Below are 20,224 nucleotides of genomic sequence, written 5' to 3'. Positions count from 1 at the left end.
GTGAGACGGCCCGGCTTGTCGCCGGGCAGTCCGGGGGAACGTTAGCAGGGTCACAGAGATGTGGTTCCCTTGGCTGCGCGAAAGGCCCTGCCGGACATGTCCGGCAGGGCCTTTCGCGTGCGGCTTCAGATCAGAGCGCCGGGATCACAAGCTCCTGCCCGACGTTGATCAGGTCGGGGTTCGCGATGCCGTTGGCCTCGGCGATCTTGCCGTAGAGGTTCGCGTCGCCGTAGAAGCGCTCAGCGATGGCGGAGAGGGTGTCGCCGCCCTCGACCACGTAGGTCTGCGCCTCGGGGGCGGGCTCTTCCTCGGCGGCCGGCTCCTCGACCTCTGCGGCGGCAGGGGTGGCGGGGATGTCGGTCACGGTGCCCGAAGTCCACAGGGCGGTGTTGCCCGCGCCGTAGACGACGAGGTTGCGGTCGTTCTGGAGCTCGAGCCGAACCTCGCCGGAGGTGCTGGTCGCCCACTTCGACTCGTTCGAGTCGGTGTACAGCACGACGTTGCCGTCAGTCTGCACTTCGAGCCGGGAAGCGCCCGTGCCGTTGGTCTTGGTGGACCAGACCGCGCCAGGGTTGAGGACGAGGTTGCCGTCGTCCTGAAGGGTCAGGGTGAAGGCGCCGTTGTCGGAGGAGAGGCTCTGCCCCTTGGTGAGGGACTGGCCGGCGTGCAGAGATGCCACGATGCCACCTTTCGATTGGTTGAAATAAGGGCGCTGCGCTCGCCATCCGGCAAAATGTCCGGTCTGTCGGGCGCGGCGAAGTCAAGCTACCAGAGCTTTCTGGGCGCTTGAAGGGGTCCTGGGGAGTAACGCTGTTTGTTCAACTCGGATTCATAGAAGTGCTCGTCCGCGATCTTCGTCATGGAACCGGTGAGACATGGATTACGTCTTATTCAAGAGGAGGAGGGGCGCGGCGCGTGCCTCCTCGGCGAGGGAAGCGGAGGGACGGTGGTGGATTGTGGCCGAGGAGGCCGAGGAGGAGGAGCTATGCCGATGTTCGCGGTGCCGGGCGCGCCCGGTCGGGGGCCTCGTGTTGGCGAGGAGGTGCTGCCAGGGGCGGTGCGGCGGCGCAACAGTTCCGCCGCAGGGCTCCGCGCGGAAATCGTTTCCGCCCTGCCACGGGCCGGGCGACGGCGAATGATCTGAAGCCTCGGGCGCAGACGGGGGACAAGTTTTCACATTGCGCGCAACTCATGCCGGAAACTGGGGCTTCTGCAGCTGGGGCCTCGGGCGGCTCAGCCGCACCAGGCAGCCGACCAGCACGAGCCCGACGAGCAGCGGCGCTCCCGCGTACGCGGCGAGCGCGGTCCAGCCCCCTCGTCCGTAGGCGAAGCCGCCGAATTCGCCGAGGACAGCGCTGCCGAGGTAGTAGCCGAAGAGGTAGAGCGACGAGGCGCCTGCCCGGTTCTTGGCCGCGATCTGGCTCACCCACCCGCTGGCCGTCGAATGCGCCGCGAAGAACCCCCCGGTGAACAGCAGCATGCCCGGCAGCACCGCCCAGATCGAGTCCGCAACGGTGACCAGCAGCCCCGCGGCCATCACTGCCGCCGAACAGGCGAGGACTCTCGCCCGGCCGATCCGGTCCGAGAGCTTGCCCGCCTGCGCCGAGGAGAGCGTGCCCGCGAGATACAGCAGGAACACCAGGCCGACGACGCTCTGGGGCAGCGAGAAGGGCGCGGCGGCCAACCGGTAGCCGAGATAGTTGTAGACGGTGACGAATCCGCCCATGAGGATGAAGCCCAAGACGAACAAGCACACCAGCGCCGGATTGCGCAGGTGGCCGAGCATCCCCCGGACGACGGCCCCCAACCCGGCCCGCTCGGGGCGGAAGAACCGCGACTTCGGCAGGGAGCGGATGAACACGACGGTGAACGCCAGCGAGACGACGCTCGCGGTCTCCATCGCGTACCGCCACGGGACGAAGTCGAGGGCGAACGACGGGATGACCCGGCCGAGCAGGCCGCCGATGCTGGTGCCCGCGACGTAGCGGCCCATGGCGCGGCCGAGCGAGTTGCCGTGGACTTCTTCGGCGAGGTAGGCCATCGCCACGGCGGGCACGCCCGCGAGTGCGACTCCTTGCAGCGCCCGGCCGACGAGCAGCGCGTCGATGGTCGGGCTGAACGGGAGAAACAGGCCGATGGCCGAGGCAAGGGCGGCGGAAGCCAGCATCACTCGGGTGCGCCCGTAGCGCTCGGAGAGGACGCCTGCGGGGATCATGGCCAGCGCGAGGAAACCGGTCGTGAGAGAGACCGACAGCGCCGAGGTGGCGGGCGCGACCCCGAAGTGCTCGGAGAACGCCGGGAGCAGCGCCTGCGCGGAGTACATCGACATGAAGGTGGTGAGGCCCGCCGCGAACAGGGCGAGCGTGACGCCGCGATACCCGGCGGAGCCGTGCGCGTGCGGCTCGCCGCTCGCGATGTGCGCGGTTGGTTCCCGGTACGTGGTCATGGCGCCTCCTGTCCCTCATCCTCTGCCGCCGGGGAGCAGGAGGGAAATGCGCCGGGGAGCGGAAACCGATGCCGCTGCGGAATAAACCGGGGTCGGCTGCGCGCCCGATGCGCCGCAGGTCAGGAGGGAGTGAGCACTGTCATATGCGGATCAGGACTTTTCGGCCAGCGCCCAGCGCTCCATGCCGGTGAGCGGCAAGGCCCGCCCGCTCGGCTCGACGTACCGCTCGGCGAGCTCCGCCGCGCCCACGTCCTCGACCACCCGCCAACCGTGCTCCGCGAGCAGCCCGGCGAGCTCGTCGGGCTCGAACCCCGTCTTCCAGAGCCGCTGCCCCGCGACGAACTTGCGGTAGACGGACTCTGCCCCGTAGAACTCGCGGCCCGACATGAAGCCGCCTCGCACGTAGGTGAGCGCCACGAGGCTCCCCGGGCTCGCGCAGCGCAAGAAGCCGAGCGTCTGCTCGACCGCCGCGCGGGGCAGGTACTGCGTGACGCCCTCCCACACGAACAAGGTCTTCGTGTGCGGGCTCCAATCCGCCTCGATCAGCTCCCGCCCGAGGCTGTCAGCCTCGAAGTCGACCGGAGCCAGGACGACGTGCCGGGGCACTTCGCCGAAGGCGCGGACCAGCGCGGTCCGTTTGGCCGCGATGTTGCCGGGGAGGTCCACCTCGTAGACCCGCGTCTTCGCGAGGGCGGGAACGCGGTGGGCGAGGGTGTCCAACCCCGCGCCGAGCACCACCACCGCCTCTGCGCCGTTTGCGAGCGCGCGCTCCGCCGCGTCGTCGGCGTATCGCTTGCGGCAGAGCATCCAGCCCCAGATCCCGGGGATCTGGCGGTCGGTCGCCGAGCGGACCAGCATGCGGACCAGTCGAAACGAGAGCGCTCGGCGCACGGCCTTCGGCAACATCAGCGGCGCGGTCGCGTCGCGGACGATCGGATGCGCCTCGTACTGGTCCGCCGCGACGACCAGCATCGGCCCGGACGCGGTGCGCATGGCTGCCTCGTTGCCCATGGACGCATCCTAGGACCGGGGCGGCCCTCGCAGAAGCCCCGGCGGCTCTATTCGCCGCGCGGGCGGCGCGGCGCTCCGATACTGTTGCGCTGTGATCCTCGCCGTCTGCCAGATCGCCCCTCGAGTGGGCGAGCTCGCGGAGAACCGCGCGCTCGCTGCGGAAACAGTGCGATTGGCGGCGGACGGCGGGGCGGATCTCGTCGTCCTGCCGGAGCTGGCGACGAGCGGCTACGTCTTCGCGGACGAGGCCGAGGCCCGGTCCTGCGCCGAGCAGGCGGACGGCCCCTCGCTGCGGGAATGGCAGGCCTTGACGGCGCGGCTCGGCCTGGTCCTCGTCGCCGGGTTCTGCGAGTCGGGCCAGGACGGGCGGCTCTACAACAGCGCGGCCCTGGTCGACCGGGGCGAGGTGCGGGCGGTCTACCGCAAGGCGCACCTCTGGGACCGGGAGAAGCTGGTCTTCGCCGCTGGCTCCGCCCGCCCGCCCGTTGTGGACACCGAGCATGCCCGCGTGTCGATGATGATCTGCTACGACTTGGAGTTCCCGGAATGGCCCCGCGCGGCGGCCCTCGCCGGGGCCGACGTGCTCGTGGTGCCGACGAACTGGCCGGTGACCGGGGCCCCGGCGGGAGAGCGGTCGATCGAAGTGGTCAAAGTGCAGGCTTCCGCCGCCTACAACCGCATCTTCGTCGCGGCGGCGGACCGGCACGCGGTCGAGCGCGGCGTGACGTGGATCGGCGGCAGCGTCATTGTGAATCCGGAGGGTTTCCCGGTCGCCGGGCCGATCGAAGCGGACGAGGACGGGATCCTCTTCGCCGAGATCGACGTCGCCAGGGCGCGGGACAAGACCGTCACCCCGCACAACCACGCCTTCGACGACATGCGGTCGGAGCTCTACGCCCCCTAGCGGCTTCTTCGCCGCCGAACCTGTCGGCGCCCCTGGGTACTCTGGAGCCATGGCGTTCGCAAGCGAGATGGACCACGAGCATGACTACCCGCTCGGCGCGGTTCCGCCGGGCATGCTCGCCGAGGTCCGCAGGCTGGAGCAGCCCTTCGAGGTGGTGAGCGAGCACCAGCCCGCCGGGGACCAGCCGAGCGCCATCGCGGAGCTGCAGCGCCGGGTCGAGGCGGGGGAGCGCGACGTGGTCCTCCTCGGCGCCACCGGCACGGGCAAGTCGGCGACCACGGCCTGGCTCATCGAGCGCCTGCAGCGGCCCGCTTTGGTGATGGCCCCGAACAAGACGCTCGCGGCGCAGTTGGCGAACGAGCTGCGCGAGATGCTGCCCAAGAACGCCGTCGAGTACTTCGTCTCCTACTACGACTACTACCAGCCCGAGGCGTACATCGCCCAGAGCGACACCTACATCGAGAAGGACTCCTCGATCAACGACGACGTCGAGCGGCTGCGCCACTCGGCCACCCGGAGCCTGCTGTCCCGGCGGGACGTGGTCGTGGTCGCGTCGGTGAGCTGCATCTACGGCCTCGGCTCGCCGCAGTCCTACCTGGACCGCTCGGTGCTCCTCGTCAAAGGCCAGGAGGTGGCCCGCGACCAGCTCCTGCGGCTCCTGGTCGACATGCAGTACGCCCGCAACGACGTCGCGTTCACCCGTGGGACGTTCCGCGTCCGGGGCGACACGTTGGAGATCATCCCCGCGTACGAGGAGTTCGCGATCCGGGTCGAGTTCTTCGGCGACGAGATCGACGGGCTCAGCTACCTGAACAAGCTCACCGGCGACGTGGTCGCCGAGGTGGACCAGGTGCGGATCTTCCCCGCGACCCACTACATCACCGGCGAGAACCGGATGGGCCACGTCATGGAGGCGATCCGCCAAGAGCTCGCGGAACGCCTGGAGGCCTTGGAGGCGCAGGGCAAGCTCTTGGAGGCGCAGCGGCTGCGCATGCGCACCGAGTACGACCTGGAGATGATCCAGCAGGTCGGGTTCTGCTCCGGCATCGAGAACTACTCGCGGCATATGGACGGGCGCGGCCCCGGCACCGCGCCCGCGACCCTCCTCGACTACTTCCCCGAGGACTTCCTCACCGTCATCGACGAGTCCCACGTCACGGTGCCGCAGATCGGGGCGATGTTCGAGGGCGACATGGCGCGCAAGCGCAACCTCGTCGAATACGGCTTCCGGCTGCCGTCCGCCGTGGACAACAGGCCGCTCACCTGGGAGGAGTTCTCCGAGCGGGTGGGGCAGACCGTGTACCTGTCCGCGACCCCCGGCAAATACGAGCTGGGCCAGGCGGGCGGCGAGTTCGTGGAGCAGGTGATCCGCCCGACCGGCCTGGTGGACCCGCAGGTCGTCGTCAAGCCGACGCAGGGGCAGATCGACGACCTGGTGCACGAGATCCGGCTGCGGGCCGAGCGGGACGAGCGCGTGCTGGTCACCACGCTCACCAAGAAGATGGCCGAAGACCTCACCGACTACCTCTTGGAGCTCGGGATCCGGGTCCGCTACCTGCACTCGGACATCGACACCCTCCGCCGGGTCGAGCTCCTTCGGGAGCTGCGGCGCGGGGAGTACGACGTGCTCGTCGGCATCAACCTCCTCCGCGAGGGCCTCGACCTGCCGGAGGTGTCGCTCGTGTCCATCCTCGACGCGGACAAGGAAGGCTTCCTGCGCTCGACCACGAGCCTCATCCAGACCATCGGCCGCGCCGCGCGCAACGTGAGCGGCGAGGTGCACATGTACGCGGACAAGATCACCGACTCGATGCGCAACGCCATCGACGAGACCGAGCGCCGCCGCGAGAAGCAGGTCGCCTACAACACCGAGCGCGGGATCGACCCCCAGCCGCTGCGCAAGAAGATCGCCGACATCCTCGACCGGGTCTACGAGGAGTCCGCCGACACCGCAGAGGTGGACGCGAAGAACGGCAAGACGGAGAAGCGGACCGCGAAGAAGAAGGCAGGCTCCGGCGGCACGCCGAGGTCGGATCTGGTCGCGCTCATCGACGAGCTGAACGAGCAGATGCTCTCCGCCGCCCGCGATCTGCGCTTCGAGCTCGCGGCTCGGTTGCGCGACGAGCTGGCCGAGTACAAGAAAGAGCTCAAGGGAATGGACGCGGCCGGGGTGAAGTGAGCCGGTGAAGTGAGCGCTATCTCCGCCTGGCGCGTTGCGCGATGAGGTTCGCGACGGCGGCGGTCACGCCTGCGTCGCGACTCGTTTCGACCTCCACGATGACGTTGCCGACCAGGCGGGCCTCCCCTGTCAGGGGAATGGGTATGCAGGGGGTCAGAGGATCTGTCCCGAGGGGCTGGCATGTCTTGGACCCGTGCCACTGGATCGTGTCTGCGGTCGTCTCGGCCGCGTGGCGTTTGCGCATCTCCCCGGTGTCGCAGGCGAATGATGCGCTCGCGGTTTGCGGGTCGGGGTACACGCCGACGGCGATCTCGCCGGAATATCCCCCGTCCACCGACCAGCGCCGGGTGTCGGCGACAGTGCTGTCGAACGCCAGCTCGTCCTCGACCCCTCTCGCCCCGGGGCATTTGAGCCAGCTGCCAGTGACCTGATCTTTGGCCATCCGCGAAGCTTTGACTTCCAAGGCCTTCGGCGGTGCGAGCGAGAGGAGCTCGTCGCGGGCCGGGAGGAGGCTGTCGATCTCGCTCGACGGGAAGGGCGTGGTGTCGGCGGCGCTGGCAGGCGCAAGCGCGACAACAAGGATCGCGACCGCTGAAGCGAGGTAGTTTCTGCGCATGGGACTCCTGATACTCACGGCGGCGCTCGGGCGGGCTATGCGGCCATTGTAGGGCGTCACATACTGAATAGTGTCGGATATCTCTTGTCGGACGCCTCGCGGAGAGGAACGGCAGATTCCCATGATCGATCAGCTTGTCGATCCGGTGGCAGCCATGAGTAGGCTCATCGCCATGACTGCCATACATCTCCTCGAAGCCGAACGCGCCGACCTCGTGTCGCTGCTGCAATCGCTCTCCCCCGAGCAGTGGGACGCCCCGACGCTCTGCGCGAAATGGCGGGTGCGCGACGTTGTGGCGCACGTGATCAGCTACGACAGCCTCGGGCCCGTCGAGCTGGCGAAACGCTTCGTCTCGGGCGGGCTGACCCCGGACCGGGTGAACGAGGCCGAGGTCGCGCGGGCCGCGGGGCAGAGCACGGAGGAGCTGCTCGGGCGGCTGCAGGCGAACCTGCGCCCGCGCGGCCTGATGGCATTGTTCGGCGGGAGGGCGGGGTTGACGGACTGTCTGGTCCACCACCAAGACATCCGCCGCCCGTTCGGGCTTGCGCGGGAGATCCCGCAGGACCGGTTGCGCGCGGTGCTCGACTTCCTGCCGACGCACCCGATCCTGCGCGGCGGGTTGCGGGCCCGTGGGACCCGGCTCGTCGCGACGGACCTGGACTGGTCCTGGGGCAAGGGCCTTGAGGTCAAGGGGCCGGGAGAGGCCTTGGCCATGGCGTTCGCCGGGCGTCCGTCGGCGCTCGAAGACCTCTCCGGGCCGGGTGTGGCGAAGCTCAGCGCCAGAGCGTAGCGGGGTCGCTCGGCTGCGACGGCGGCGGCCCGGCCAGCTCGCCCGGAGTCCGGGAGAACCGGGGGGCGGGGGCGGGCAGGGTGGTCCCGTCCACGTCGAGCAGGTTCGCGCGTGCGGCCATGTGCGGATGCTTCGGGGCCTCGGCGAACGACAGCACCGGCGTCGTGCAGGCGTCCGTGTTCTCGAAGATCGCGGCCCACTCGTCCCTGGTCTTGGTCTGGAAGATTCCCGCGAACGTTTTGGACAGCTCCGGCCAGCTGCTCTTGTCGAGCTGGAACGGCAGGTCGTCGGCCTGCAGTCCGAGCCCGGCGAGCAGCTGGGCGTAGAACTGCGGCTCGATGGCCCCGACCGCGATGTATTTGCCGTCCGAGGTCTCGTAGGTCCGGTAGAACGGAGCCGCGCCGTCGAGGAGGTTGTCCTCCCGCTCGTCGGTCCACAGCCCCGCGTCGCGGAACGACCAGATGAAGTGCGAGAGCGCGCCGACGCCGTCCACCATCGCCGCGTCGACAGTCTGGCCGAGCCCGGAGCGCTCCCGCTCCACCAGCGCGGCGAGGACACCGAGCACGAGGAACATCGAGCCGCCGCCGAAGTCGGCGACCATGTTGAGCGGCGGCGGGGGAGGGGAGTCCGCCGGGCCGATGGCGTGCAGGATCCCGGTCAGCCCCACGTAGTTGAGGTCGTGCCCGGCGCGCGGGGCGAACGGCCCCTCTTGGCCCCAGCCGGTGATCCGCCCGTAGACCAGCTTGGGGTTGAGCGCGGCGCAGTCGTCGGGGCCGAGCCCGTTGCGCTCCATCACGCCGGGGCGGAAGCCCTCGATCAGCACGTCGGCGCGCTCGACCAGGGACTTGACCTGTGCGAGCTGCTCGGGATCGCGCAGATTGGCGATCACTGTGCGCCGTCCGCGCAGCTGCTGGTCCGGGGTCAGCGGCTCGGTGGGCCGCTGCACCCGGACCACGTCGGCACCCAGGTTGGCGAGCAGCACGGCGGCATGCGGCCCTGGGCCGATCCCGGCGAATTCCAGCACTCGGACGCCTGCGAGCGGTCCTGTCGTCATAGGTGTTGCTCCTGATTGTCCGGGCCGCCCGCCTGTTCGCGAAGGGCCACGAGGATGGATGAGAAGTCGAGCCGCGCGGCTCCGCTGTCGGCGTGCTCCCGGAAGAGCTTCGCCGCGAGCCTGCCGAACTCGGTCGCCGTCCCTGCCCCGTCGGCGGCCTCTGCGGCGAGGGCGAGGTCCTTGGCGATGAGCGCCGTGGCGAACCCGCCCTGGTAGTCCCGGTTCGCGGGGCTCGCGGGCACCGGTCCTGGGATGGGGCAGTTCGTGGTCAGCGCCCAGCATTGGGCGGAGGAGGTCGAGGCCACGTCGTAGAACACCTGCGGGTCGAGCCCGAGCTTCTCGCCGAGGACGAACGCCTCCGAGATGGCCGCCATGGAGACGCCGAGCACCATGTTGTTGCAGATCTTCGCGGCCTGCCCGGCTCCGTGCGGCCCGCAATGCACGATGCGCTTGCCCATGGACTCCAGCACGCCCTTCACCTGGGCGACTTCGGCCTCGTCGCCGCCCACCATGAAGGTGAGCGTGGCGGCTTGGGCGCCGAAGACCCCGCCCGAGACCGGGGCGTCCACCGCCCGCCTGCCCGCCTCGGCGGCGAGCTGCGCGGCGGCCTTTGCCTGTCCGACGGAGATGGTCGAGCTGTCGATGAACACGGTGTCCGGCCTGGACGCGGCGAGCGGTCCCGCAGGGTCGGCGTACACGTCGAGGACGTGCTGCCCGGTCGGGAGCATGGTGATGACGAAATCGGCCTCGTCCGCGCCCGCGCTCGGGCGGTCCGCGACGCGCACCCCGGCCGCCTCTGCGTGCTCCCGCGCCTGCGGGGCGAGGTCGTAGCCGACGACCTGGTGCCCGGCTTTGACCAGGTTCGCGGCCATCGGCCCGCCCATCTGCCCCAGGCCGAGGAATGTGATGGTGCTCATGAGACCACCCTACTGCATGGCTAGGGTCACATCTACTGCATGGTGGGAATCACAAAATGTCCGCCCGCTGCCGAGGCTCCGCCGTCCGCCCAACGCGAGGTGACGGTCTTGGTCTTGGTGTTGAACCGGATCGAGTCCGGGCCGTGCTGGCCGAGGTCGCCGAATCCGGAGCGCTTCCAACCGCCGAACACGTGGTAGGCGACCGGGACCGGGATCGCGACGTTCACCCCGACCATGCCGACCTGCACCCGGTCGACGAAGTCCCGCGCCGCGTCGCCGCTGCGGGTGAAGATCGCGACACCGTTGCCGTACTCGTGCTCGCTCGGCAGGCGCAGGGCCTCCTCGTAGTCCTTCGCCCGCACGACGGAGAGCACCGGGCCGAAGATCTCCTCGCGGTAGATCCGCATCTGCGGGGTGACGTGGTCGAACAGGCAGGCTCCGAGGAAGAACCCGTCCTCGTGCCCGGGAAGCGAGAAGCCCCGGCCGTCGACCACGAGCTCCGCGCCCTCCTCGACGCCGATATCGATGTAGCCGCGCACCCGTGCCAGCGCGTCCGGGCCGATGAGCGGGCCGAAGTCCGCCCCGTCGTCGAGGCTGTGGCCGACTTTGAGCTGCCGCGCGCGCTCGGCGAGTTTGGCGACCAGCGCGTCCGCCGTCGCCTCGCCGACGGGCACCGCGACGGAGATCGCCATACAGCGCTCGCCCGCGCTGCCGTACCCGGCGCCGAGGAGGGCGTCGACCGCCGCGTCCAGGTCCGCGTCAGGCATGATCACCATGTGGTTCTTCGCCCCGCCGAAGCATTGGGCGCGCTTGCCGCCCTGCGCCGCAGTCCGGTACACATGCTCGGCGACCGGGGTGGAGCCGACGAAGCCGATCGCGGACACCTTTGGGTCGGCGAGCAGGGTGTTCACCGCGTCGTGCGCCCCGTTGACCACGTTGAACACGCCGGGCGGCAGGCCCGCCTCGAGGAACAGCTCCGCGAGGCGAAGCGGCACCGAAGGGTCGCGCTCGGATGGTTTGAGCACGAACGCGTTGCCGCAGGCGATCGACGGGGCGGCCATCCACAGCGGGACCATCGCGGGGAAGTTGAACGGGCTGATCCCGGCGACCACGCCGAGCGGCTGGCGCAGCGAGTGCACGTCGATCCCGGTCCCCGCCGAGTTGGTGTGCTCGCCTTTGAGCAGGTGGGGGATGCCGGTGGCGAACTCCACCACCTCGAGGCCGCGCTGGATGTCGCCGTGCGCGTCGGCGAGGGTCTTGCCGTGCTCGGAGGAGAGCAGCCGGGCGAGCGAGTCGCGCTCGGCCTCCACGAGCTCGAGGAACTTCATCAGGACGCGGGCCCGCCGCTGCGGGTTCACCTTCCCCCACGCGGGTTGCGCGGCATGCGCGGAGGCGATGGCGGCCTGGGTCTCCTCGGCGCTCGCCAGCGGGGCGAGGGACTGGACCTGGCCGGTGTTGGGGTCGTAGACCTGGCCGAAATTCCCGGAGGTCCCCGGGACTGGCTTGCCGTCGATGAAATGTGTGAGTTCGCGCACGGTCATAGCTGCGATCCTACGCCTCACGCTGTTCCATGTTTTTGTCGGCGCTCTGCCCTAGCATGGGCGCTGTGAGTTCCCCGCGCAGCGTCAAATTCCTGCACACTGCCGACTGGCAGCTGGGCATGACGCGGCATTTCCTCGACGAGGACGCGCAATCCCGCTACACGGCGGCGCGGCTCGCCGCGATCGGCTCGATCGGCGCGCTGGCGGCGCGGGAGGGCTGCGAGTTCGTCGTGGTGTGCGGCGACGTGTTCGAGAGCAACCAGCTCGCCCCGGCGACGGTGAGCCGGGCGTTGGAGGCGATGCGCCAGGCCGGGGCCGACTTCTACCTGCTGCCAGGCAACCACGACCCGCTCTCGGCGGGCTCGATCTACACGAGCGCGCAGTTCTTGGCCGAGCGCCCGCCGAACGTGACGGTGCTCGACTCCACGCGCGAGGTGCGGCCGGGAGTCGTCCTCGTCGCCGCGCCGTGGCGCGTCAAGCGCCCCGGCTCCTCGCTCGTCGCGGAAGCGCTCGCCGAGGCGGGCGCCGGATCCGAGGGCGAGCTGCGGGTGCTCGTTGCCCATGGCGGGGTGGACGTGCTCGTCCCGGACGCGTCCATGCCGGGCATGATGCGGCTGGCCGACCTGGAGCGGGCTCCGGTCCATTACGTGGCGCTCGGCGACCGGCACTCCACGACCAAGGTCGCGGACCGGGTCTGGTACTCGGGGAGCCCGGAGGCCACGAACTTCGACGACGTCGAGACGGATTCCGGGGCCGTCCTTGTGGTCGAGCTGGACGGCGACCGCGCCCATGTGGAGCCGAGACGGGTGGGCCGATGGCGGTTCTCGACGCTGCGCCACGATATGAGCTCGGGCGCGGACGTCGCGATCCTCGAAGCGGCGCTGGCCAAGATCCCCGACAAAGACGCCGCAGTGTTGCGGCTGGCGTTGCGCGGCGCGCTGTCCGTCGCCGAGCGCGCCTCCCTCGACGAAGTCCTCGAACGGCACGGCAGGTTGTTCGCCAGCGTGAAGCTGTGGCAGCGGCACACCGAGCTGGCGACGATGCCTGCGGACGGGGAGTTCGCGGGCTTCACCGGGTTCGTCGGGGAGGCCGTCGCCGAGCTCTCGGGGCAGGCTCGGTCGGGCAGCGGCGACGCGCAACGGGCGTTGGGCCTGCTCCTGCGGCTCAGCTCGGGGCAGGGGGACGGAGCGTGAGGCTGCACCGGTTGAAGTTGGTCAACTACCGAGGCGTGGCCGGGCGCGAGGTCGTCTTCGCCCCAGAGGGGACGACTGTGGTCGAGGGCCCGAACGAGGCGGGGAAGTCCTCGATGATCGAGGCGTTGGACCTTCTCCTCGAAGTGAAGGACTCCTCGAAGACCAAACAAGTGCGCGCGGTCGCGCCGAAGGGCTCCGACTCGGCCCCCTTCGTCGAGGCCGAGGTGGAGAGCGGCCCGTATCGGTTCGTCTACGCGAAGCAATGGCTCAAGCGCCCGGCGACCACGCTGGACGTCCTCGCGCCGAAACGCGAGCAGCTCACGGGGGAGGCCGCGCACGAGCGGGTGCAGTCGATGCTCGCCGCGACGGTGGACCTCGAGCTGTGGAAGGCCCTGCGCATGCTGCAGACCGCGCGGGGCCAGGCGGATGTCGACGGCTGCCCCGCGCTGCTCAAGGCGCTCGACGCGGCGGCGGGGCCGGTGACGCTCAGCGGCACGGAGACCACGCTCTTGGCGAGGATCGAGGCCGAGGTGCGGCGTTACCACACGCCAGGCGGACGGCCGACCGGCGAATTGCGCGCGGCGCAGGAGCGCGCGGCTGGCGCGCAGACGCGGCATACGGCGGCCCGCGAGGCGCTGGAGTCTGTGGAAACGGACTCCCAGCGGCACGACGAGCTTGCCGCCCAGCTCGCAGCGTTGCGGGTGGAGCGGGAGGAGGCAGCCGGGGCGCTCGGGCGGGCGAGGGAGAGGTGGGAGTCGGTGCGCGGCCTCGACGGGCATCTCGACCTCGCGAAGGAGCGCGCCGCGCTGGCCCAGGCGCAAGCGCAGGCCGCCGCGAAGGAACAGGCCGACCGGCAGCGTCTCGCCGCCGAGCACGACGAGCGCGCGAAGGCCGTCGAGGGGCTGGTGGCGCAGGGCGGACGCCTCATGGCGGGCTTCGTCGCAACCGCCGAGGAGATGGTGGTCGAGCAGACCGCCCGGCTGGAGCGCAAACGGGCCGAACTGTCCCAGCTGCGGGCGTTGTCCGGCCAATCGGCCGAGGCCGTGGAGGCGCAGCGGCGGGCGAGGGCGGCGCTGTCGGGCGCGATCGACCCGCAACTCGCCAAGAGGGCGCAGGAAGCGGCCCGGAAAGCGGAGGTGGCGCAGGCGCAGGCGCTCGCCGTGTCCGCTGCTGTCGACATTGGTTTCCACGCGGCGCAGCGGATCGAGGTCGACGGCGAACCGCTCGAAGCCGACGCGGGCGCGTCGGTGCGCCGCGCCGTGCTGCGCCCGCTCGACATCGTCGTGCCGGGCCTGCTCACGGTGCGGATCACCCCCGGCGAGCAAGGGGAGGGGATCGAGGCCCGGCTCCGGCAGGCGCAGGAAGCGCTGGCTGAAGCCTTGGGCCGGGCGGGGGCGCAGTCGGCGGAAGAGGCGGAGCGCCGCCTTGAGGAGCGGGCGCTGCTGGCCGAGGAGCTGGAGCGGCGGACGCTTGCGCTCACGGCGCTGCTCGGCTCACGGACGCAAGAAGACCTTGACGGCCAGGTCCGGGCGCTGGGCGCGGAGATCGACAGCGCCGCCGATCCGGGGGCGCAGCCGGCGGAATGGCTGCAGGCGAAAACTCGCGAGGTCCAGGAACGGGAGTCTGCGGCAAAGGCCGAGTTGGAGCGGATCGCGGACCGGCTCGCGCAGGCCCGCGCGCAGGAGGCCGACGAGCCGCTGCGGGAGCGGGCGCGGCAGTTTGAGGCGGCGGCCGATCAGTCGCGGGGCGCGCTCGCCGAGCTCCGCGCCCGGGTCGCCGAAGCGGATCTTGGCGCCGCGCGGACCGAAGTCGCGACAGCCGAGCAGCGCGACGAGGCGCTCGCCAAGCGCTTCGACTCGGTCCGCGACGAGGCCGCGCAGACGGCGGGACGGCTCTCGGTCGGGGCGCGGGCGGGGCATCAGGAAACCTTCGACGCGACCGGGGCCGAGCTGGCGCACGCGCAGGAGGAGCTGGACCGGGTCGCGGAGCGCGCCCGAGCGGCCCAATTGCTTTGGGAGACGGTGAACGCGCGGCGCGACGCGGCGCAGAGCCGTTACGCCGCTCCGCTGGAGCGGGCGGTCAACGAGCTCGGCGCGGCGGTGTTCGGCGACTCTTTCGCGGTGCAGCTCGACGGGCAGCTGCGCGTCGACACCAGGACGCTGCGCGGGACGACGGTCGACTTCGACTCGCTCTCCGAAGGGGCGAAGGAGCAGGTGAGCATGCTGGTGCGGCTCGCGTGCGCGAAGCTGGTCGACCCGCTCGAAGGCGCGCCAGTGGTCATCGACGACGCTCTCGGCCACAGCGATCCGCAGCGCTTGGCGAAGATGCGCGACGCGCTTGCCGCCACGACCGGGCAGGTGATCGTGCTGACCTGTTTCCCCGAGCGGTTTGCCAACATCGGAAAAACCATACGTCTGTAATGCGACCTTGCCGCTCAGGCGGATGAGAGGCAAGGCAGCAGGAGTCGACGCGTACGGAGGCGGTATGGGTACGCGAGGCTCCGATAACGCCGCAGATCGCCGCCTGCGCGGCAGGGGCTAGAAGTTGGCCTCGGGGTCGGGGCTGGTGCACACGCCGACCACGTCGGTCGCCACGTCGTCGTAGCGCGCCAGGTAGAGGTGGATGTCCTCGCGGTCGAGCTCTGGCATCGCGCGGATGCGGATCGTCTCGGCCAGGTTGCTTGCCCGGCTCACATAGCGGTGGGCGATGTTCGTCCACCACTGCGGGAAGCCGTTGTCCGGCATGAGCGTCACCGTGAGGCGCGCTTTGCGGATCTTGTTCCACACGTCGTCCGCGAGATACTCCATGCCGGGGTCGTTGTAGCTCCAGCCGTCGGCGTCGATCCGTTGGCGGAACGGTTTGAGCGCGGCGGCGACGTCGTCCACGGCCTTGAGCATGACCTGACACGGGCCCGTCGGCGCGCCGGGGTCCGCGTTGGCGGGCGCGACCACGCCGCCGACGGCGAGCGAGGCGATGACCGCCGCCTTCGTGAGGATATGTGTCATAGGCGACAGCATACTGCCTAGAGCGCGGGCTTCTGGCTCGGGGCGAGCTGGTCGATGAGCCCGCTGATCTTGTCCGGCCGCGCATTCGTGGCGTAGTGCTCGTACGCGATGTCGAGCACCGAGTCGTCGTCGCCTTCGAGGAGGGCGAGCAGGGCGACGCCCGCGGAGATCCTCGTGTGGTCGCTCGCGTACTTCACCATCTTCTGGTCCGCGGGCGGTTTGGCCTCCTGCTGGCTCCGCTCGATCTCCGCGCTGCCGACCGCGGCCACGATGTCCTCGCGCAGCGCCTCGACCATGTTCTCGGTGATCGGCTCGCCGCGTTTGAGCGCGCCGACCACTTCCAAGAACGCGGGCCGGTCGTACGCGAACGAGGCTTCGACCGTGTCGACGGCCAACTCCATGGCGAGCGAGGAGACATCCGCCTTCTCGGCGAGCAAAGCGGAGATGCGCCGGTGCGCGTCCGGGGCGACGGCCTCCAAACGGTGGAGCAGGACCGTGGCGCTCTCGGCGGCCTGGCCGCCCGAGCTGGTCGCAGGGTCGACGAACCGAGGCTCCGCCGCGATCGCGACATCGCCGACGATCTTGTCGTTCGCCTGCAAGATCGCCGTGTTCAGCTCGTCCCGGACCTCCATGCTCGTGGCGACGGCGATCAGCCGGTAGCGCTTCCCGCTGGCGATGTACTCCTGCGAGACGGCCTCGAAGTGGCGCAGCGCCTGCAGGCCGGGGTCGCTCCTGCCGAGGATCCCGCCGCGGCCCGCGGGCGGCACCGTCTCCCAGCCGAGCTGCGTGGCGCGCGGCACGACGACGCCGGGCGGCGTCCATCCTCGGCCCTGGTTCGTGAAGAAGAAATAGTGCACGATCTCGTCGGGGTCGGCGTGCGCGGCGATGGCGTACGCGGGGCGGACGCCCGGCGGGTAGTTCTCGCGCGCGACCCGGTCCGAATCCAACACGAGCCGCAGCAGCCGGACGATCGTGTCGATCGCGTCTTGGTTGGGGTGGCTGTTCCCCAGCGGGTCGATCACATTGGGCCCGGTGTAGTTCGGGTCGGCCTGCCACGGGCCGAGGCCTCCCCGGGAATGCCGCCCGCCCGCAGCGGCGGCAGGGCCGCCTGCGTAGGGGGACATGGGGTAGGCCCCGCCCATTGGCGAGGTGGGAGCGCCGCCCTGGCCTGCGGGCCCCTCGGCGGGGGGCGTTTGCCCGGTGTTCGGCGGCGGCGGCGGTGTCGGCACGCCTGTGGGCGGCGCTTGCTGCAGCGGCGGTTGGTGCGGCGGCGCGGCTCCGCCGGAACCGCCAGAGCCGCCGCCAAAGCTCGCCGGGGTGGCGTTGCCGGGCGCGGGCTTGTAATCGGAGCCCGAGAAACCGGAGCCCGTCCCCGTCCCCGCCGCCGATGGCGCGGTCGGCGTGGGGGGCTGGCTCAGCGATCCCGGCGCGCCCGCGAGGTTCGCGATGTTGCTCCCGACCCCTGTCGCCGCGTTGGCGAGGTTGCCGAGGGGGGAGGCGGCTTGCGCCGCCGCGTTGGCGAGGTTGCCGAGCGGGCCTGCTGGGTTGGCTCCTTGGCCGAGCGGGCCTTGTGGGGACGCGGGCGCGCCGCCCTGCGCGCCGCCGCTCTGCGACGGGCTGGAGGTCTGGCGGGATTCGGCGTTGCTCGGCCCGCCCGACGTGCTCGTCGCCGGGGAGCTGCTCTGCGGGCTGGTCGCGGGCGCGCCGCCCTGCAGCCCGGTGGTCGCCATCGGTCCCACGGGGCCCGTGCGGGTGTCCCCGATCGCCCCGGTGGGATTCGCGGTGTGCTCCGAGTTGCTCGGGGTGGGGGAGGAGACGGGATTGTTGCGGTTGTCCTGCTGCTGGGGGTTCTGTTGTTGCGAGGGCTCATGGCCGCCGCCCCACGCCCCGTTGTTGCCCTGGTTGCCAGGGTTGCCGCCCTGGTTGCCTCCGCCGCCGCCGTGGAAGCCGCCGTCGCCTCCGCCGCCGTGGAAGCCCCCGTTGCCCCCGCCGTGGAAGCCGCCGTCGCTCGGGCCGCTCGGGGTGCTGATCAGGCCGGACTGCGACGGCGATCCGCCATCGCCCGGCTGCTCGTGCCCGTCTGCCCGTCCAGGAGCCGGGGTGTCGCCGTTGCCCCTGCCCGCGCCCGCGTCCTGAGCGTCCTGCGGCGGCTCGTGCTTGCTCTCCTGCGTGCCGTCCGGCTTGGTCTGCGTTGTGGTCTTCCCGCCGTCCGCCTGTGTGGTCGTGTCCTTTTTGTCCTTGGCGCCGTAGACGTTCTCGGTCTTGCCCCCGTTGGCCTGCGTGGTCTTGGAGGTGACGTTGCCGTCTTTGTCCTTCGTCGCGACCAGCGTGTCGGACGAGCCGTTCTGATGCGTGGTCGTGGCGACAGGGTTGCCGTCTTTGTCCTTGGACGTGACCGTGGTGTCGACCGACCCGTCCTTGTGCGTGGTCGTGTACGTGACGTTGCCGTCTTTGTCCTTGGACGTGACCGTGGTGTCGACCGACCCGTCCTTGTGCGTGGTCGTGTACGTGACGTTGCCGTCTTTGTCCTTGCCGGTGACGGTGGTGGAGCCGTCTGCGTTGTGCTTGGTCTGGGTCTGGTCGATCTGGACCCCCTGGCCCTGGCCCCCTGGCGAAGCGTTGGCCTCCCCGTCCGCCTTGGCGTCTTTCTTGCCGCTCTGGAAGCGGCTCGCCGCGTCCTGGTTGGAGTCGTGCATGTTCCGGATCTGCCCGAGCAGCTGGATGATCAGGTCGTCCACCGCCTTGCGGCCGTTGTTGACGACCGACATCGCCTTCGGGCCGAGGCCGCCCGTGCTCGATGTGCCGCTGACCCCGAGCTGCCCGATCTGGTCGTAGGCGTTGAGGACGATCCGGTGCATGTCGTCCTTCGCCTGGCCGATGAGCTGGCTGAGCTGTTGGTTCTGCGAGTTTTGCAGGCCGAGCTGGTCGGCGAACTTGGAGAGCGAGGCCTCGTCCCCGCTGGCGATGCCGGAGAGCAGGTCCGACGCGGTCCCGTAGGACTTGCCGTGCCACCACCCACTGGCCGCGCTGTTGATGGAGTTGACCCCCTCGACGGCCTGGCCCAGCAGCTGCGACAGCGGGTCCCGGCTCTGCTGGAGCTGCGCGAAGAAGCTCACGTCCAGCTCGATCTTGTTGTCCCCGATGATGAGGGTCGCCATCTGGTCGAACTCCACGCCCGAGCCCGACGAGCTCACTCCCGCCGACACGCCCGCGTTCACTGCGGCCATTATTCTGCCTCCTTCAATTCCCGTAGTGATAAGACAAACCTGTCGTAGCGTTCCTGCTCGTACTCGTCTGGGAAGTACGGGCCGGTCAGCTCGGGTTGTTGATCGAGGTCTGCGAATTTCGGAGCCCCCTCGGCGAGGTCGGCGAGCTCGAAGGTCCCCCTGCGCAGCTCGTGGGTCTCGCTCCGGAGCTGCTCGCGCATTCGGCGCGCGCCCTCGTGCGCCATCCACACGACGCTCTCCGAGTGCTGGCGCGGGAGCCTCGAAAAAATATGCACCGGCAGGCCGAGCCGGTCCACCGAGGCTCCGAGCTCGCCGCGCGGCGTCTCGAAGTTCAACGACAGTGTGGAACGGCCGACCGGCCGGGTCGGCTGCTCCCCGGAAAGCTCGGCGGCGAAGCCTGCCCGGACGAAGGCCCGGAACTCTTCGGCGAGCTCAGGGTTCGCCGAGTTCTCGGCCATCTCCGACGGGAATTCGCCGGGATCGAGGAGCGCGTCCTCCTCGGACACGGTCGGGAAGAACGGAGCGGCTTCGCCGAGGCCGCCCCCGCAGGCCTCTTCCTCCTCCACGACGATCTCCCTCGCCCGTTTCGCGGTGAGCCGCAACGCGTGGGTCAGATACGGCGAGAAGGAGACATGCTCGCGCAGGAGGACCTTCTGGGGGAGCAGCAGGTAGTTGGTCTCGAGCCGCACCGATTCCGACGGCGTGGCCAGCACGACACGGCGACGATGGACGCTGTCGAGGAATTCGCGGCGACGGTTCTGGCGTTCCAACAGCTCGTACGCCAGCTCCAACGTGGCCGGGCTGAGCTGGGCCATCCATTCAGGCACGTCCCTGTTCGACGGCGTGTCTTGATTCGACTGGGTCCCGTCGGGTTCGGTCACACTCGTGCTCGCCGTTCTCGTCGAAGTGAGCACTAAGCTCCCGTGGTCAGATGCGCCGTCAGCGAGATCGAGTTGGCCGCCTCGGTTTCGTGGACCTCTGTGGCGGAGGACGTGAAGTGGCCTGCCGCCGCTTCGAGCCTGCCGGAGAGATGCGCCGAGCCTGCGGAAATGACCTCGTTCTGCGCGGCGATGATCTCGGCGACTGCTTTGCTCACGCGGTCGGAGCCGAGGCTGGGCGCCCCGTTCTGCGCCCCTGCCTGCTGCGGCAGGCTTCGGATGCTGTCCGCGAGCGCGGAGATCTTGCCTCCGGCGACGGTCGCTTGGTCGCTGTCGAAGGCGAAATCCTCGCCCCCGGCCCCTTTGCCGAGCGGGATAGTCATGCTCCGCGCCCCTTCCTGTCTGTCGCTCTATTCATGTTAGACGCGCCGGCCCCGGTTTTGGTTCCCCCCGATTTCGGAGC

Annotated in this window: 16 protein-coding genes; 5 read left to right on the top strand and 11 right to left on the bottom strand. The window is 70.2% G+C overall.

The annotated features are described in order from the left end of the window. Window positions 1-130: 130 nt before the first annotated feature. The 3 genes from ACRC20_RS14860 to ACRC20_RS14850 all read right to left on the bottom strand — a co-directional run bounded on the left by ACRC20_RS14860 (window position 131) and on the right by ACRC20_RS14850 (window position 3,457). Complete coding sequence (locus ACRC20_RS14860) at window positions 131-682, bottom strand: LysM peptidoglycan-binding domain-containing protein (RefSeq protein ID WP_438687428.1); 552 nt, start codon at window positions 680-682, stop codon at window positions 131-133. A 507-nt stretch (window positions 683-1,189) separates the two neighbouring features. After that, window positions 1,190-2,446 (bottom strand): MFS transporter, encoded by a 1,257-nt coding sequence (locus tag ACRC20_RS14855; RefSeq protein ID WP_438687161.1) that lies wholly within the window; start codon window positions 2,444-2,446, stop codon window positions 1,190-1,192. A 150-nt stretch (window positions 2,447-2,596) separates the two neighbouring features. After that, window positions 2,597-3,457: an SAM-dependent methyltransferase gene (locus tag ACRC20_RS14850; RefSeq protein WP_438687160.1), complete on the bottom strand. Its 861-nt coding sequence runs from the start codon at window positions 3,455-3,457 to the stop codon at window positions 2,597-2,599. Between the two features lie 91 nt (window positions 3,458-3,548). Between ACRC20_RS14850 and ACRC20_RS14845 the strand changes: the two genes are divergently transcribed. After that, window positions 3,549-4,361, top strand: a complete 813-nt coding sequence (locus ACRC20_RS14845; RefSeq protein ID WP_438687159.1) for a nitrilase-related carbon-nitrogen hydrolase — start codon at window positions 3,549-3,551, stop codon at window positions 4,359-4,361. 49 nt (window positions 4,362-4,410) lie between these two features. Continuing rightward, window positions 4,411-6,540, top strand: a complete 2,130-nt coding sequence (uvrB, locus tag ACRC20_RS14840) for an excinuclease ABC subunit UvrB (RefSeq protein WP_438687158.1) — start codon at window positions 4,411-4,413, stop codon at window positions 6,538-6,540. Window positions 6,541-6,556: 16 nt separating this feature from the next. Here the strand turns inward: uvrB and ACRC20_RS14835 are convergent, their stop codons facing one another. Beyond that, a complete protein-coding gene (locus ACRC20_RS14835) occupies window positions 6,557-7,156 on the bottom strand; it encodes a hypothetical protein (RefSeq protein ID WP_438687157.1) in 600 nt (199 codons plus the stop codon). A 172-nt stretch (window positions 7,157-7,328) separates the two neighbouring features. Here ACRC20_RS14835 and ACRC20_RS14830 point away from each other — a divergent pair, with 172 nt between their 5' ends. Beyond that, window positions 7,329-7,946, top strand: a complete 618-nt coding sequence (locus ACRC20_RS14830) for a maleylpyruvate isomerase family mycothiol-dependent enzyme (protein WP_438687156.1) — start codon at window positions 7,329-7,331, stop codon at window positions 7,944-7,946. Here the strand turns inward: ACRC20_RS14830 and ACRC20_RS14825 are convergent. The 3 genes from ACRC20_RS14825 to ACRC20_RS14815 are packed head-to-tail and all read right to left on the bottom strand — an operon-like array spanning window position 7,930 to window position 11,458. Then, window positions 7,930-9,000 (bottom strand): CaiB/BaiF CoA transferase family protein, encoded by a 1,071-nt coding sequence (locus ACRC20_RS14825; protein WP_438687155.1) that lies wholly within the window; start codon window positions 8,998-9,000, stop codon window positions 7,930-7,932. The two genes, ACRC20_RS14830 and ACRC20_RS14825, sit on opposite strands and share 17 nt — an antisense overlap. Beyond that, on the bottom strand, window positions 8,997-9,917 hold the full coding sequence (gene mmsB / locus ACRC20_RS14820) for a 3-hydroxyisobutyrate dehydrogenase (protein ID WP_438687154.1): 921 nt from the start codon (window positions 9,915-9,917) through the stop codon (window positions 8,997-8,999). Before mmsB ends, ACRC20_RS14825 begins: the two co-directional genes overlap by 4 nt. A 32-nt stretch (window positions 9,918-9,949) precedes the next feature. After that, a complete protein-coding gene (locus ACRC20_RS14815) occupies window positions 9,950-11,458 on the bottom strand; it encodes a CoA-acylating methylmalonate-semialdehyde dehydrogenase (RefSeq protein WP_438687153.1) in 1,509 nt (502 codons plus the stop codon). Window positions 11,459-11,523: 65 nt separating this feature from the next. Here ACRC20_RS14815 and ACRC20_RS14810 point away from each other — a divergent pair, with 65 nt between their 5' ends. Further along, on the top strand, window positions 11,524-12,651 hold the full coding sequence (locus tag ACRC20_RS14810) for a metallophosphoesterase family protein (protein WP_438687152.1): 1,128 nt from the start codon (window positions 11,524-11,526) through the stop codon (window positions 12,649-12,651). An 11-nt stretch (window positions 12,652-12,662) separates the two neighbouring features. Next, on the top strand, window positions 12,663-15,071 hold the full coding sequence (locus ACRC20_RS14805) for an AAA family ATPase (protein WP_438687151.1): 2,409 nt from the start codon (window positions 12,663-12,665) through the stop codon (window positions 15,069-15,071). Between the two features lie 117 nt (window positions 15,072-15,188). Here the strand turns inward: ACRC20_RS14805 and ACRC20_RS14800 are convergent, their stop codons facing one another. The 4 genes from ACRC20_RS14800 to ACRC20_RS14785 all read right to left on the bottom strand — a co-directional run bounded on the left by ACRC20_RS14800 (window position 15,189) and on the right by ACRC20_RS14785 (window position 20,144). Beyond that, on the bottom strand, window positions 15,189-15,656 hold the full coding sequence (locus tag ACRC20_RS14800; protein ID WP_438687150.1) for a hypothetical protein: 468 nt from the start codon (window positions 15,654-15,656) through the stop codon (window positions 15,189-15,191). A 17-nt stretch (window positions 15,657-15,673) separates the two neighbouring features. Beyond that, a complete protein-coding gene (locus ACRC20_RS14795; RefSeq protein WP_438687149.1) occupies window positions 15,674-18,883 on the bottom strand; it encodes a hypothetical protein in 3,210 nt (1,069 codons plus the stop codon). Next, window positions 18,883-19,710, bottom strand: coding sequence for a hypothetical protein (locus ACRC20_RS14790; protein ID WP_438687148.1), 828 nt, complete (start codon window positions 19,708-19,710; stop codon window positions 18,883-18,885). Before ACRC20_RS14790 ends, ACRC20_RS14795 begins: the two co-directional genes overlap by 1 nt. An 86-nt stretch (window positions 19,711-19,796) precedes the next feature. Continuing rightward, on the bottom strand, window positions 19,797-20,144 hold the full coding sequence (locus tag ACRC20_RS14785; RefSeq protein WP_438687147.1) for a hypothetical protein: 348 nt from the start codon (window positions 20,142-20,144) through the stop codon (window positions 19,797-19,799). Between the last annotated feature and the right edge of the window lie 80 nt (window positions 20,145-20,224).

Source organism: Segniliparus sp. (assembly GCF_051660745.1).
Classification (GTDB): Bacteria; Actinomycetota; Actinomycetes; order Mycobacteriales; family Mycobacteriaceae; genus Segniliparus.
The sequence above is the reverse complement of the archived record's forward strand: the minus strand, read 5'-3'. Positions and strand labels throughout refer to the sequence as shown.

What these genes read in the sequence shown, in the direction of transcription:
- ACRC20_RS14855 (WP_438687161.1), bottom strand. Translation starts at nt 2,446, where the DNA reads ATGACCACGTACCGGGAACCAACCGCGCACATCGCGAGCGGCGAGCCG.
- ACRC20_RS14850 (WP_438687160.1), bottom strand. Translation starts at nt 3,457, where the DNA reads ATGGGCAACGAGGCAGCCATGCGCACCGCGTCCGGGCCGATGCTGGTC.
- uvrB (WP_438687158.1), top strand. Translation starts at nt 4,411, where the DNA reads ATGGCGTTCGCAAGCGAGATGGACCACGAGCATGACTACCCGCTCGGC.
- ACRC20_RS14835 (WP_438687157.1), bottom strand. Translation starts at nt 7,156, where the DNA reads ATGCGCAGAAACTACCTCGCTTCAGCGGTCGCGATCCTTGTTGTCGCG.
- ACRC20_RS14830 (WP_438687156.1), top strand. Translation starts at nt 7,329, where the DNA reads ATGACTGCCATACATCTCCTCGAAGCCGAACGCGCCGACCTCGTGTCG.
- ACRC20_RS14825 (WP_438687155.1), bottom strand. Translation starts at nt 9,000, where the DNA reads ATGACGACAGGACCGCTCGCAGGCGTCCGAGTGCTGGAATTCGCCGGG.
- mmsB (WP_438687154.1), bottom strand. Translation starts at nt 9,917, where the DNA reads ATGAGCACCATCACATTCCTCGGCCTGGGGCAGATGGGCGGGCCGATG.
- ACRC20_RS14815 (WP_438687153.1), bottom strand. Translation starts at nt 11,458, where the DNA reads ATGACCGTGCGCGAACTCACACATTTCATCGACGGCAAGCCAGTCCCG.
- ACRC20_RS14800 (WP_438687150.1), bottom strand. Translation starts at nt 15,656, where the DNA reads ATGACACATATCCTCACGAAGGCGGCGGTCATCGCCTCGCTCGCCGTC.
- ACRC20_RS14795 (WP_438687149.1), bottom strand. Translation starts at nt 18,883, where the DNA reads ATGGCCGCAGTGAACGCGGGCGTGTCGGCGGGAGTGAGCTCGTCGGGC.
- ACRC20_RS14785 (WP_438687147.1), bottom strand. Translation starts at nt 20,144, where the DNA reads ATGACTATCCCGCTCGGCAAAGGGGCCGGGGGCGAGGATTTCGCCTTC.